General features: G+C 63.7%; 13 protein-coding genes. 9 read left to right on the forward strand and 4 right to left on the reverse strand.

Translation table 11 applies throughout. The features are described 5' to 3' along the window. The first annotated feature begins 14 nt into the window (after nt 1-14). Complete coding sequence (locus tag QSV36_RS21920) at nt 15-2,171, forward strand: mechanosensitive ion channel family protein (RefSeq protein ID WP_289134409.1); 2,157 nt, start codon at nt 15-17, stop codon at nt 2,169-2,171. A 39-nt stretch (nt 2,172-2,210) separates the two neighbouring features. Here QSV36_RS21920 and QSV36_RS21925 read toward each other — a convergent pair whose 3' ends face one another. Then, nucleotides 2,211-2,924 carry a UTRA domain-containing protein gene (locus QSV36_RS21925; RefSeq protein WP_289134411.1) on the reverse strand — a complete coding sequence of 238 codons (714 nt, stop codon included), beginning with the start codon at nt 2,922-2,924 and terminating at the stop codon, nt 2,211-2,213. Nucleotides 2,925-3,251: 327 nt separating this feature from the next. On the opposite strand from QSV36_RS21925, the gene QSV36_RS21930 reads away from it, so the two are divergent. From QSV36_RS21930 to QSV36_RS21955, 6 genes are all read left to right on the forward strand, one after another. Beyond that, entirely contained in the window at nt 3,252-4,316 is a 1,065-nt protein-coding gene (locus QSV36_RS21930) for an ABC transporter substrate-binding protein (RefSeq protein WP_289134412.1), read from the forward strand. Between the two features lie 157 nt (nt 4,317-4,473). Beyond that, nucleotides 4,474-5,280: an alkaline phosphatase family protein gene (locus QSV36_RS21935; RefSeq protein WP_289134414.1), complete on the forward strand. Its 807-nt coding sequence runs from the start codon at nt 4,474-4,476 to the stop codon at nt 5,278-5,280. Then, the gene (locus QSV36_RS21940; protein ID WP_289134416.1) at nt 5,277-6,128 is read left to right on the forward strand and encodes an ABC transporter permease; all 852 of its coding nucleotides are present in this window, start codon (nt 5,277-5,279) and stop codon (nt 6,126-6,128) included. Before QSV36_RS21935 ends, QSV36_RS21940 begins: the two co-directional genes overlap by 4 nt. Then, nucleotides 6,118-6,912, forward strand: coding sequence for an ABC transporter permease (locus QSV36_RS21945; protein WP_289134418.1), 795 nt, complete (start codon nt 6,118-6,120; stop codon nt 6,910-6,912). The genes QSV36_RS21940 and QSV36_RS21945 overlap by 11 nt, the downstream gene beginning before the upstream one ends. 1 nt (nt 6,913) lies before the next feature. Then, nucleotides 6,914-7,903, forward strand: coding sequence for an ABC transporter ATP-binding protein (locus QSV36_RS21950; protein WP_289134420.1), 990 nt, complete (start codon nt 6,914-6,916; stop codon nt 7,901-7,903). Nucleotides 7,904-7,915: 12 nt separating this feature from the next. Then, nucleotides 7,916-8,569 (forward strand): HAD family hydrolase, encoded by a 654-nt coding sequence (locus QSV36_RS21955; RefSeq protein WP_289134422.1) that lies wholly within the window; start codon nt 7,916-7,918, stop codon nt 8,567-8,569. A 112-nt stretch (nt 8,570-8,681) separates the two neighbouring features. On the opposite strand, the gene QSV36_RS21960 is transcribed toward QSV36_RS21955, so the two are convergent. Next, nucleotides 8,682-9,644: an NAD(P)H-quinone oxidoreductase gene (locus QSV36_RS21960; protein WP_289134424.1), complete on the reverse strand. Its 963-nt coding sequence runs from the start codon at nt 9,642-9,644 to the stop codon at nt 8,682-8,684. Between the two features lie 143 nt (nt 9,645-9,787). Between QSV36_RS21960 and QSV36_RS21965 the strand changes: the two genes are divergently transcribed. Both QSV36_RS21965 and QSV36_RS21970 read left to right on the forward strand, forming a co-directional pair. Further along, complete coding sequence (locus QSV36_RS21965) at nt 9,788-11,869, forward strand: carboxy terminal-processing peptidase (protein ID WP_289134426.1); 2,082 nt, start codon at nt 9,788-9,790, stop codon at nt 11,867-11,869. A 117-nt stretch (nt 11,870-11,986) separates the two neighbouring features. Next, nucleotides 11,987-12,988 (forward strand): EAL domain-containing protein, encoded by a 1,002-nt coding sequence (locus QSV36_RS21970; RefSeq protein WP_289134428.1) that lies wholly within the window; start codon nt 11,987-11,989, stop codon nt 12,986-12,988. On the opposite strand, the gene QSV36_RS21975 is transcribed toward QSV36_RS21970, so the two are convergent. Then, entirely contained in the window at nt 12,970-13,338 is a 369-nt protein-coding gene (locus QSV36_RS21975; protein WP_013971408.1) for a hypothetical protein, read from the reverse strand. The genes QSV36_RS21970 and QSV36_RS21975 overlap by 19 nt on opposite strands. Continuing rightward, entirely contained in the window at nt 13,335-13,673 is a 339-nt protein-coding gene (locus QSV36_RS21980) for a helix-turn-helix domain-containing protein (protein WP_289134430.1), read from the reverse strand. Before QSV36_RS21980 ends, QSV36_RS21975 begins: the two co-directional genes overlap by 4 nt. Between the last annotated feature and the right edge of the window lie 112 nt (nt 13,674-13,785).

The following is a 13,785-nucleotide window of genomic DNA, read 5'->3' on the forward strand; positions in this document are numbered from 1 at the left end:
AGGTAGTTTTGCCCGTGCCCGCCCTCCTGCGTTGCCTGTTCCTGTTGCTGTTGCTGTTCATTTCCCCGGTCCAAGCCGCCGGCCTGCCCGGCCTGCTGGGCGGTAGCACGCCCGCGCAACCGCAAGCCACTGAACCGCTGGGCAAGTCGCTGGATGAGGTGATCAAGAACCTGGAAAACGATCAGCAGCGGGCCAAGCTGCTGGCCGACCTGAAAAAACTGCGCGACGCCACGCAACAATCGCAACCCAACGTCGAACAAGGCGTGCTCGGCCTGATCGGCGGCGCCCTGCATGATTTTGAAAAGCAGTTCAGCGGCGATGCCAGCCCGTTCCACCGCTGGGCTGCGGAAATCGAACAGGCCCAGGTCGAACTCAGCGACCTGATGGTGCCGGTTCATCAGTGGCCGGCCATCCTGTTCGGCTTTGCTGCGGTCATTGCGGTGTGGAGCGTGCTGGCCTACGCCTTCAACTGGGTCGGCCACCGGGTACGCCTGCGCTTCGGCCTGAGCGAGGAGCTGCCGCAGCACCCCCGCACTTGGGACCTGGTGCGTTTCGCCCTGCGTAAACTGGGCCCATGGCTGGTGGCGCTGGTGTTCACCGTGTACCTCAGCGTCGTGCTGCCACCGTCGCTGGGCAAGTCGCTGGCCATGGTGCTGGCCTATGCGTTGGTGGTGGGCACCTGCTTCTCGGCCATCTGCGTGATCGCCTTTTCGCTGCTCGACGGCCCGCACCGCCACCGCGCCCTGCATATCCTGCGCCACCAGGCATTCCGCCCGCTGTGGCTGATCGGCAGCTTCGCCGCGTTCGGCGAGGCCATGAGCGACCCACGCCTGACGGTCGCCCTCGGCACCCACCTGGCCCACACCCTGGCGACCTTGGCCAACGTGATCGCGGCGCTGTGCACCGGGCTGTTCATCCTGCGCTTTCGCCGGCCCATTGCCCATCTGATCCGCAACCAGCCGCTGTCACGGCGCCTGACCCGGCGCACCCTCAGCGACACCATCGAAATCCTCGGCAGCTTCTGGTTCGTGCCGGCGCTGATCCTGGTGGCCATCTCGCTGTTCGCCACCTTCGTTTCCGCCGGCGACACCAGCACCGCCCTGCGCCAGTCGCTGATGTGCACCGTGCTGGTGGTGGTGTGCATGGTGCTCAATGGCCTGGTGCGCCGCCACGCCGCCAACCCGAAGCGGGCCAGCAGGCGCCAGGCGGTATATGCCGAACGCCTGCGCAATTTCGCCTACCTGCTGGTGCACCTGTTCATCTGGCTGGTGTTCATCGAACTGGGCCTGCGCGTGTGGGGCCTGTCGATGATCAGCTTCGCCGAGGGCGAGGGCCACGACATAAGCCTGCGCCTGCTGGGCCTGGCCGGCACACTGATTGTCGCCTGGCTGGTGTGGATTCTCGCCGACACCGCCGTGCACCACGCCCTGGTGCGTTCGCGTCGCGGCCTGGCCAACGCCCGCGCGCAAACCATGATGCCGTTGATCCGCAACGTCATGTTCGTGGTCATTTTCATCATCGCGGTCATCGTCGCCCTGGCCAACATGGGCATGAACGTCACCCCGCTGCTGGCCGGTGCCGGGGTGATCGGCCTGGCCATCGGTTTTGGCGCACAATCGCTGGTGGCCGACCTGATCACCGGGCTGTTCATCATCATCGAGGACTCGCTGGCCATCGATGACTACGTGGATGTCGGCGGCCACCTGGGCACGGTGGAAGGGCTGACCATCCGCACCGTGCGCCTGCGCGACATCGACGGCATCGTGCATACCATCCCGTTCAGCGAGATCAAGAGCATCAAGAACTACTCGCGCGAGTTCGGCTACGCGATTTTCCGCGTGGCGATCCCGCACAGCATGAACATCGACCAGGCGATCAGCCTGGTTCGCGAGGTAGGGCAGAAACTGCGCAACGACCCGCTGATGCGCCGCAATATCTGGTCGCCACTGGAGCTGCAGGGCGTGGAAAGCTTCGAGTCGGGCTCGGCGATCCTGCGGGCGCGGTTCAAGACCGCGCCGATCAAGCAGTGGGAAGTATCGCGGGCATTCAACCTGGCGTTGAAGCGGCAGCTGGATGAGGCCGGGCTGGACCTGGCGACACCGCGCCTGTCGGTGCAGGTGGTGACGGCCGGGGGTGGGAGCATGGCAGACGGCAGCAGTGCAGCGAACTAGGGCCGGTTCGCAGCCCCATCGCGACACCAGGCACCCTGCTCACCCGGCCTGGGCACGAATGCGGATGGCATCATGCCGCCAATACTCGAGGTCGCAGTCGATCAGGTGTCCATGCTGGTCGCTGTTGACCCGGGTGATATGCAACCCGGCGCTGCCCGCCGACACTTTCAACGCGCTGGCCGCTTCCACCGGCAACGCCGTCGGCCAGATCTCGAAGCACACCTGCCCATACTGAATGCCATACACCCGCCCATAGATCTCGGTCAGCGACTGGGCCAGGTCCTGTTCGAGAATCGCCGGGAAATACCGCGGATTGAGGTAATGCTCGGCATACAGCACCGCTCGCCCGTCGATCCGCCGCAACCGGCAGATGCGCACCACGCTGGACAGCGCCGGCAATTGCAAGCGTGCGCAAATCGCGGCCGAGGCCGGCTGCAGCCGCGCGGACAGCAATTCGGTGCTGGCTACCCGCCCTTGGTCACGCACCATGGCGTGGAAGTGGCTGCGCTGGATCAGGTCGTAGGTGAGCCGCTCGGGCGCAACGAACCAGCCGCGGCGCTCTTCGCGGTAGATCAGGCCCTGGGCTTCCAGCTGCACCAGCGCCTCACGCAGGGTGATGCGGGTGGTGTCGAACACCTCGCTGAGCCTGCGTTCCGCCGGCAGCTTGCCACCCGGCGCCAACAGGCCGTGCTCGATCTGCTCCTGCAGGGCATGGCAGATGGCTGTTACCGCACGCGGAGGCATCGACTGCATCAAAGGTTACCTATCTGGACTAGTCCAGCCCCATGACAGGGCACTTGGAGAATAGTGCAAGCCTAGGCAGGGCTGATGAACATCCTGTGACAAAGCTGCACCAGACCCACTGCCAGAATCGGGCCAGCCCCGCAAAACCGGGGTCTGCCCATGGTCTACGCTGTATTGCCAGGAACCCGCTTACACCTGCGCGGGCTTTGCCCTACATCAAATTGTCACGCAAGCGGCCTACCTTGGCTCAAGGTTTGCTGACCTAGACCAAGGGTCTCAGGCAACGGCTTTACTCATAACAACGATTCGCAAGGCACTCACCCAAAGGAGCTTCGGATGAAAAAGTTCTTCATGGCGTCACTGCTCGGTTCGGCCATCGCCCTGTGCACCACGGCCATGGCCGCCGGTACCGACCTCAAGGCCCTGGAAGACGCGGCCCGCAAGGAAGGTAACGTCAACAGCGTGGGCATGCCCGATGCCTGGGCCAACTGGAAAGGCACCTGGGAAGACCTGGCCAGCAAGTACGGGCTCAAGCACAGCGACACCGACATGAGCTCGGCCCAGGAAATCGCCAAGTTCGACGCCGAGAAGGACAACGCCAGCGCCGACATCGGCGACGTAGGCGCCGCGTTCGGCCCGATCGCCGTGACCAAGGGTGTGAGCCAGCCTTACAAACCCAGCACCTGGGACCAGGTACCAGAGTGGGCCAAGGACAAGGACGGTCACTGGGCGCTGGCCTATACCGGCACCATCGCGTTCATCATCAACAAGGACCTGGTCAAGGAAAGCGAGCGCCCGAAAACCTGGCATGACCTGGAAAAAGGCAAGTACAAGGTCGCCATCGGCGATGTCGGTACCGCCGCCCAGGCCGCCAACGGCGTGCTCGCTGCGGCCATCGCCTACAAGGGCGACGAGAGCAACGTGGCGCCGGGCCTGCAGCTGTTCACCAAACTGGCCCAGCAGAAGCGCCTGTCGCTGGCCAACCCGACCATCCAGACACTGGAAAAGGGCGAGGTGGAGGTTGGCGTGGTGTGGGACTTCAACGGCCTGAGCTACCGCGAACAGATCGACCCCAAGCGCTTCGAAGTGCTGATCCCATCGGACGGCTCGGTAATCTCCGGCTACACCACCATCATCAACAAGTACGCCAAGCACCCGAACGCGGCCAAGCTGACGCGTGAGTACATCTTCAGCGATGCCGGGCAGATCAACCTGGCCAAAGGGCATGCGCGGCCGATCCGTGCCGAGCACCTGAAGCTGCCCGACGATGTCCAGGCCAAGCTGCTGCCCAACGAGCAGTACCAGGCGGCGCAGCCGATCAAGAATGCCGAAGCCTGGGAGGCAACCTCGAAGAAGCTGCCGCAGATGTGGCAGGAGCAGGTGATCATCGAGATGGAGTAAGGCAGGACCATCCTGGGGCTGCTGCGCAGCCGATCGCGACGCAAGGCCGCTCCCACAGGGCCTGCGTCGCCCTGGAGGTTTGCGCTGTCCCTGTAGGAGCGGCCTCGTGCCGCGAAAGGAGGGCGAAGCCCTCCCCGGTTCCTTTGCGGAGTATTGAATGAGCCACAACGTCATCCTGGTCCTGCTCGACGGCCTCAACTATCAGGTCGCCCACCATGCCATGGGCCACCTGCATGCCTATGTCGAAGCTGACCGCGCCGCGCTGTACCGCGTGGAATGCGAGCTGCCATCACTGTCTCGGCCGCTGTACGAGTGCATTCTCACCGGTGTGCCGCCAATCGACAGCGGCATCGTGCACAACAAGGTCAGCCGCCTGTCCAGCCAGCGCAGCGTGTTCCACTACGCCCGCGAAGCCAACCTGAGCACTGCCGCGGCGGCCTACCACTGGATCAGCGAGCTGTACAACCGCTCACCCTTCGACGCGCAACGCGACCGCCACACCCACGCACCCAAGCTGCCGATCCAGCATGGGCTGTTCTACTGGGATGACCGTTATCCCGATTCGCACCTGCTGGCCGATGGCGAATACCTGCGCCGCCGCCATACCCCCAATTTCCTGCTGGTGCACCCCATGAGCATCGACGATGTCGGCCACCATCACGGCCTGGACAGCAGCCAGTACCGCAACGCCGCACGCAGCGCAGACATTCTGCTGGCCGACTACCTGCCAGGCTGGCTCGCAGAGGGCTACCAGGTGCTGGTCACCGCCGACCACGGCATGAACAACGACCGCTCGCACAATGGCCTGCTCGCAGAAGAGCGCGAAGTACCGCTGTTTGTCTTCGGCGATGCCTTCAGCCTGGACCCGGCGGCCAAGCCGCTGCAGACCGAGCTGTGCGGGACCATCTGCGAGCTGCTTGGCGCGGCGCATGACAAGAGCGTCTGCCGGGAGCTGCTGAAGTGACCAAAGCCAAGCGCAGCAGCAACCATGGCCGCTACCTGGCCCTGCTCTGCCTGCTACCGTTCGCCGTGTTCTTCGTCATTTTCCAGATCGCCCCGCTGGCCTGGGTAGCGATCAACAGCCTGCAATCGGAAGCAGGCTGGGGCGTAGCCAACTTCAGCAAGGTATTCGCCTCGAAGTTCTATCTGCAGGCCCTGCAACGCAGCCTGGAGATCAGCTTCTGGTCGAGCCTGTTCGGCATCGTCATTGCCACCCTCGGCGCCTACTCGCTGCGCCAGGTGGACTCGAGGCTGCGCGACTTCGTCAGCGCCTTCGCCAACATGACCAGCAACTTCGCCGGGGTGCCGCTGGCCTTCGCCTTCATCATCCTGCTCGGCTTCAACGGTGCGCTGACCCTGCTGCTGAAGCAGGCCGGCCTGCTGGAAGACTTCAGCATCTACTCCAAAAGCGGGCTGATCCTGGTGTACACCTACTTCCAGATCCCGCTCGGCGTGCTGCTGCTGTACCCGGCGTTCGACGCCCTGCGTGAAGACTGGCGCGAGTCGGCCGCACTGCTGGGCGCCAGCCACTGGCAATTCTGGCGGCACATCGGCCTGCCGGTGCTGACCCCGGCACTGCTGGGCACCTTCGTCATCCTGCTGGCCAATGCCCTCGGTGCCTACGCCACCGTGTACGCGTTGACCACCGGCAACTTCAACGTGCTGCCGATCCGCATCGCTGGCCTGGTGGCCGGTGACATCAGCCTCGACCCCAACCTGGCCAGCGCCCTGGCCATGGTCCTGGTGGGGCTGATGACGCTGGTCACGGTAGTGCATCAATGGCTGCTGAAAAGGAGCTACCATGCGCGCTGACACGCGTTCTGCCGGCTGGTACCACCGCGCCGTGGTCTACCTGTTGTTCCTCATCCTGCTGTTGCCACTGGCTGGCACCCTGCTTTATTCGCTGGCCACCAGCTGGTCAGCCAGCCTGCTGCCCAGCGGGCTGACCTTCAAATGGTACCTCGCGCTGTGGAGCGAGCCGCGCTTCCTGGCCGCCTTTGCCCAATCATTGCTGGTGTGCGTGGGCGCCCTGCTGCTGTCGGTGGTGCTGATCCTGCCGCTGCTGTTCGTGGTGCACTACCACTTCCCCAGGCTCGACGCGCTGATGAACATCCTCATCCTGCTACCATTCGCGGTACCGCCGGTGGTGTCCTCGGTAGGGCTGCTGCAGCTCTACGGCAGCGGGCCCATGGCGATGGTCGGTACCCCGTGGATCCTGATCGGCTGTTATTTCACCATCGCCCTGCCGTTCATGTACCGGGCCATCACCAACAACCTGCAGGCGATCAACCTGCGCGACCTGATGGACGCCGCCCAACTGCTCGGTGCCAGCACCTGGCAGGCGGCGCTGCTGGTGGTGCTGCCGAACCTGCGCAAGGGCCTGATGGTAGCCCTGCTGCTGTCGTTCTCATTCCTGTTCGGCGAATTCGTGTTCGCCAACCTGCTGGTCGGCACCCGCTACGAGACCTTGCAGGTGTACCTGAACAACATGCGTAACAGCAGCGGCCACTTCAACAGCGCACTGGTGATCTCGTACTTTGCCTTCGTGCTGGTACTGACCTGGGTCGCCAACCGCCTGAACAAGGACAAGACCTGACATGAGCTTCGTCAGCGTACAGAAACTGCACAAGAGCTACGCCGGCAGCCCGGTGTTCGAGAACATCGACTGCCACATCGAGCGCGGCGAATTCGTCACCCTGCTTGGCCCGTCCGGCTGCGGCAAGTCCACGCTGCTGCGCTGCATCGCCGGGCTGACCCCGGTGGACAGCGGGCAGATCCTGCTCGACGGCCACGACATCGTGCCGCTGAGCCCGCAAAAGCGCGGCATCGGCATGGTGTTCCAGAGCTACGCACTGTTCCCCAACATGACCGTGGAGCAGAACGTGGCCTTCGGCCTGCGCATGCAGAAGGTCAAGGCCGATGAAAGCCAGCAGCGTGTGCGTGAAGCACTGGACCTGGTGGAGCTGGGCAACTTCGCCGGGCGCTACCCGCACCAGTTGTCCGGTGGCCAGTGCCAGCGCGTGGCCCTGGCCCGCTCGCTGGTGACCCGCCCACGCCTGCTGCTGCTCGACGAGCCGCTGTCGGCGCTGGATGCGCGCATTCGCAAGCATTTGCGTGAGCAGATTCGGGCCATCCAGCGTGAACTGGGCCTGACCACCATCTTTGTCACCCACGACCAGGAAGAAGCGCTGACGATGTCCGACCGCATCTTCCTGATGAACCAAGGGCGTATCGTCCAGAGTGGCGACGCCGAAACCCTGTACACCGCGCCGGTGGACCTGTTTGCCGCCGGTTTTATCGGCAACTACAACCTGCTCGACGCCGACAGTGCCAGCCGGCTGCTGCAGCGCCCGGTGGCCAGCCGCCTGGCGATCCGCCCGGAATCGATCACCCTGGGCCGCGACGGCGCATTGGACGCGGAAGTGCGCAGCCACAGCCTGCTGGGCAACGTGATCCGCTACCGGGTACGCGTGCGTGAGGTAGAGCTGGTGGTCGACGTGCTCAACCGTTCGGCGGCCGACCTGCACGCGGACGGGCAGCGGGTAAGCCTGTCGATCGACCCCACGGCGCTACGGGAAGTGGCTTAAGGAGAGTTACCCATGGCACTGGCAATTTTCGATCTGGACGAAACCTTGATCCACGGCGACTGCGCGACGCTGTGGAGCGAGCAGATGGCCCGGCTGGGCTGGGTCGACGGCAAGGAGTTCCTGCGCCGCGACCATGAGCTGATGGAGGCCTACGGCAAAGGCCACCTGAGGATGGAGGAGTACATGGCCTTCAGCCTGGAACCGATTGCCGGGCGCACCCTGGAAGAGGTCCAGCACCTGGTCGAGCCGTGGGTCGAGGAGGTGATCGAGCCGATCATCTACGGCGACGCCTGCCGCTGCATTGCCGAGCACCGCAAGCGCGGGGACCGCATCCTGATCATTTCGGCTTCAGGCACCCATCTGGTCGGGCCGATTGCGGCGCGGCTGGGCGTGGACGAGTACCTGGCGATCGAGCTGGAGGCGGTGAACGGGGTGTATACCGGCCAGACCCATGGGGTGCTGACCTACCGCGAGGGCAAGATCACCCGGCTGCTGGAGTGGCTGGATCAGGAACAGGAGAACCTGGAAGGGGCGAGTTTCTATTCCGACTCGCGCAATGACCTGCCGTTGTTGCTGAAAGTGGACTTCCCGCATGCGGTGAATCCGGATGCGGTGTTGCGCGAGCATGCCGAGATCAATGGCTGGCCGATTCTGAGCTGGACCTGAAGATTTGCGTGGGCCTCTTCGCGGGCTCGCCCGCTCCCACAGGAATCACCACAACTTGAATATTCCGGGGTGCCTGTGGGAGCGGGCGTGCCTGCGAAAGGGCCGGGCCTGCTTACACCAGGCTCGGGTCGATCACCAGCACCAGCTTGCCCGACACTTGGTTGCTCTCCAGCTCGGCATACGCCGCCTGGGCGAACTCCACCGGGTAGGTATCGACCAGTTGTGGCGACAGGCGCCCTTCGGCAAACAGCGGCCATACCTGCTGCTGCAATTCGCGCAGCAGCTCTGCCTTGAAGCTGTCATCGCGGTTGCGCAGCGTGGACCCGGTGATTTCCAGGCGCTTGCCCAGCACCTGCGCCAAGTCCAGTTCGAACTTGCGTCCGCCCATCAGGCCGATGATCACCCAGCGGCCATCACGGGCCAGTAGCTTGAGGTTGAGCTCACCGTAGCTCGCCCCCACCGGGTCGAGAATCACATCGAACGGGCCGATAGCTTCCAGTGCTTGCAGGTTCTCGTTGCGCACCACACCACCGGCAGCCCCCAGCGCCTCGCAATAGGCCAGGCGGTCCCGCGAACCGACGCTGACCCACACCGGGCTGCCGAACGCCTTGCACAACTGGATGGCGGCCGAGCCAACGCCACTGGCGCCAGCGTGCACCAATACCTTCTCGCCAGCCTTCACCTGACCAAGCTGGAAGATGTTCAACCAGGCGGTGGCGTAGACCTCCGGCAACGCTGCGGCTTCATGCAGGCTCAGGCCCTCGGGTACCGGCAGCACGTGGCGGGCATCCACCACCACTTCTTCGGCCATGGCGCCGCTGGCCAGCAGCGCGCATACCCGGTCTCCCACCCGCCAGTCGGCGCCTGCCCCCACCTCACTGACCACCCCGGCGCACTCCAGGCCCATGTAGGGACTGGCGCCTGGCGGTGGCGGGTAAAGGCCCTTCATCTGCAGCAGATCGGCGCGGTTCAGCCCCGCTGCGGCTACGCGAATGCGCACTTGGCCCGCGTCACAGGCCGGGCGTTCGGCCTCGACCCAGGCCACATGTCCGTCAACGCCTTGCAATGCCTTCACAGTGCCTCCATAGTTGAATCATATGACCGAGCCTGGGAATGCTATGTCCCAGGCTTTTTGCAGTATGCGTCCGGTTTTTTGGAACCGGCGAACGGAAAAGACGGCCTACTATGCGTGATCAATTGCCTCCACGTCGAATCAGCATGAAGCATTTCCTCCCAAGCACCGCCCTGGCGCTGATTGTCGGCCTGGGCAGCCTCACGCTCGGCGGCAATGCGGCGGCCGCCAACAAATGGGACAGCCTGCAGCCTGACCGTGACGAGATCGTCGCCAGCCTCAACGTGGTGGAACTGCTCAAGCGCCACCACTACAGCAAGCCGCCGCTGGACGACGCCCGTTCGGTCATCATCTATGACAGCTACATCAAGCTGCTGGACCCGGCGCGCAGCTACTTCACCGCTGCCGACATCGCCGAATTCGACAAGTGGAAAACGCAATTCGACGATTTCCTCAAGAGCGGCAACCTGGACCCGGGCTTCACCATCTACAAACGCTACCTGGACCGCGTCAAGCAACGCCTGGACTTCGCTCTGGCCGAGCTGGACAAAGGCGTGGACAAGATCGACTTCAGCGCCAAGGAAACCTTGCTGATAGACCGCAAGGACGCCCCATGGCTGAAGGACCAGGCCGCACTCGACGAGCTGTGGCGCAAGCGGGTGAAAGACGAGGTGCTGCGCCAGAAGATCGCCGGCAAAGAGCCCAAGCAGATCCAGGAAACCCTGACCAAGCGCTACAAGAACCAGCTGGCGCGCCTGGACCAGACCCGTGCCGAGGATATCTTCCAGGCCTATATCAACACCTTCGCCCAGTCCTACGACCCGCACACCAACTACCTGTCGCCGGACAACGCGGAAAACTTCGACATCAACATGAGCCTGTCGCTCGAAGGCATCGGCGCGGTGCTGCAAAGCGACAACGACCAGGTCAAGATCGTGCGCCTGGTGCCGGCAGGCCCGGCGGCCAAGACCAAGCAGGTGGCCCCGGCCGACAAGATCATCGGCGTGGCCCAGGGCAACAAGGAAATGGTCGACGTGGTCGGCTGGCGCCTGGACGAAGTGGTCAAGCTGATCCGTGGCCCGAAAGGTTCGGTGGTGCGCCTGGAGATCATTCCAGCCAGCAACGCCCCTAGCGACCAGACCAGCAAGATCGTGTCGATCACCCGCGAGGCGGTGAAGCTCGAAGAGCAGGCGGCGAAGAAGTCGGTGCTCAAACTCAAGCAGGACGGGCGTGACTACAAGCTGGGCATCATCGAGATCCCGGCCTTCTACCTCGACTTCAAGGCCTACCGCGCCGGAGACCCGGAGTACAAGAGCACCACGCGTGACGTGAAGAAGCTGCTCACCGAACTGCAGAAGGAAAAAGTCGACGGTGTGGTCATAGACCTGCGCAACAACGGCGGCGGCTCGCTGCAGGAAGCCACCGAACTGACCAGCCTGTTCATCGAGAAAGGCCCGACCGTGCTGGTGCGCAACAGCGACGGCCGCGTCGACGTGCTGGAAGATGAAAACCCTGGCGCCTTCTACAAGGGCCCGCTAGCACTGCTGGTCAACCGCCTGTCGGCCTCGGCATCGGAGATCTTCGCTGGCGCCATGCAGGACTACCACCGGGCCCTGATCATCGGTGGCCAGACCTTCGGCAAAGGCACCGTGCAAACCATCCAGCCGCTCAACCATGGCGAGCTGAAGCTGACCCTGGCCAAGTTCTACCGGGTTTCCGGGCAGAGCACCCAGCACCAGGGCGTGCTGCCGGACATCGACTACCCGTCGATCATCGACACCAAGGAAATCGGCGAGAGCGCCCTGCCCGAAGCGATGCCGTGGGATACCATCCGCCCGGTGGTCAAGCCGGCGGCCGACCCGTTCAAGCCGTTCCTTGCCCAGCTCAAGGCGCAGCATGAAGCGCGCAGCGACAAGGACGCGGAGTTCACCTACATTCGCGACCGCCTGGCCCTGACCCAGAAGCTGCTGAACGAGAAAACCGTCAGCCTCAACGAGCAGGACCGCCGCGCTCGCCATGATGAAATCGAGGCCAAGCAACTGGCGCTGGAAAATATCCGCCGCAAGGCCAAGGGTGAAGAGCCGCTGAAAGAGCTGAAAAAAGAGGATGAGGACGCGTTGCCGACCGAGGATGAAAACACCAAGCCGGAAGACGACGCCTACCTGGCGGAGACCGGTCGCATCCTGATCGACTACCTCAGTGCAAGCACCAAGGTGGCCAAGAAGTAACAACGGCAGCAATGATGGCAAATTAATGTGACCCGTCATCAAACAGTCATCGCGCTGTCGTGAAATAGAGGGGCCGGGCGTGCAAGCGTCCGGCCCTTTCATTTTCAGGAATCCGTCATGACCGTCGTCGAACAGCTCAGTGCCTTGGGTGCCATCCTGGCTCAACGCAGCATTCACAGTCTGTTCCAGCCGATCATGCGCCTGAGCGAACAACGGGTGTTCGGCCATGAAGCGCTGAGCCGCGGCCCGTCCAACAGCCCGCTGCACGCTCCGCTGAACCTGTTTACCATCGCCCGCCAGGCTGGGCGCCTGACCGAACTGGAGGCCGCCTGCCGGGAAAGCGCCTGCCGGCGGTTCAGTGAACAGCAGTTGCAGGGCCAGCTGTTCCTCAACGTTTCGCCTGAGTCGCTGCTGGAACCGGACTATCCCTCCGGCCAGACCCTGAAACTGCTCGAACAGGTCGGCCTGGCGCCCAGCCGCGTGGTCATCGAGCTGACCGAACACACCCCGACCGACGACTTCCAGCTGCTTTCCAATGCCCTGCACCATTACCGCGACATGGGCTTTTCGATTGCCATCGATGACCTCGGGGCAGGCTATTCCAGCTTGCGCCTGTGGTCGGAACTGCGCCCCGAATACGTCAAGATCGACCGCCACTTCATTGACGGCATCCACCGCGACCCGCTCAAGCGCGAGTTCGTCGGTTCGATCCTGCAGATTGCTCGGGCGTCAAAGGCACAGGTGATTGCCGAAGGCATCGAGCTGGCGGAGGAACTGGCGGTGCTGGTCGAGATGGGTGTGGACCTGGTGCAGGGCTACCTGCTGGGGCGGCCGCAGGAGTTGGGTGTGCGCGAAAGCCGGGCGTTACCGGTGTCGACGAGTGTCAGGCTGGCCGCACAGCCTACGGTGCAACTGAACGCCACGATCGGGCAGCTGCTGGAATTGTTTGGTCGCCATCAGCACCTCAACGCCCTGGAAGTGGTGGATGCCGAAGGCAGGCCTTGTGGGCTGATCCACAGGCATACCTTGCCGGTAATGACTGCTTCGCGGGCAAGCCCACTCCCACAGCGGGTACCCGCCCGGCCGGAACAGGTAACCAATCAGGCCGTTTCGGGATAGCTGTACTCGAACACCCGGACAACTTCGGAAGCATGCCACGATGCCGCCTCCATGCCATCGACCGGCCCGGAGAAACGGCCCAGGCGCTCCACGCACTCGAAAAAGCCGGTACGCGGTAACCGGCTGGCACCTTGGCTGATGACCAGCGAGCTGCGCAGTGGCTGCTCGGCACGGGCATCCAGCACCGCCAGGTACTCCAGCGCGGCGGTCAGTGTCTGCATGGCCGGGCTGGGCAGTTGCAAGCGCTCGATCAGTGCACGGTAAGTCAGCAAATGACGTTGACGACGGGCCAGGTCAAGCTCGCCCAGCAGGTTATCCCAGTGCTGACGGCTGATCCTGACCTGGCTCATGATGGCTCGCTCCAGCCGGCCACGCCCAGATGCCAGGCCAGGGCGCGGCGGATGGCGGCATCCGGTTGGCGTTCGCCTGCCTCGATCATGGCCAGGTAAGCCGGGCTTACCCCGACGTTGCGCGCCAGTTGCTCAGGTGCGATGCCCTTGGCCTGGCGAATCTGTGCGACCTCACTGAATGCCGGCAAGGGTGCGCTAGCAGCGGCGCTCCCCGCATCCCGCACAGCCGCCTCGGCAGGCGCCTGCCCTGCTGCCTTGAGCAGCGCCTGGTAGTCCTCCCAGGGAACCACGGCGTACTCGGGTTGACCGTCCCGGCTGATGACCTGAATACCCATACAAACCCCTCAGTAAGGATTACTGCATGTAATCCGTAGGCATAACCCTTATGCCAATTATATGACCAACTCCGGGGTCTGTGCAGTCGAGCTGCAACCAAGGTGTCGCTCA

Source organism: Pseudomonas sp. BCRC 81390 (assembly GCF_030341915.1).
In the GTDB taxonomy this organism is placed as follows: domain Bacteria; phylum Pseudomonadota; class Gammaproteobacteria; order Pseudomonadales; family Pseudomonadaceae; genus Aquipseudomonas.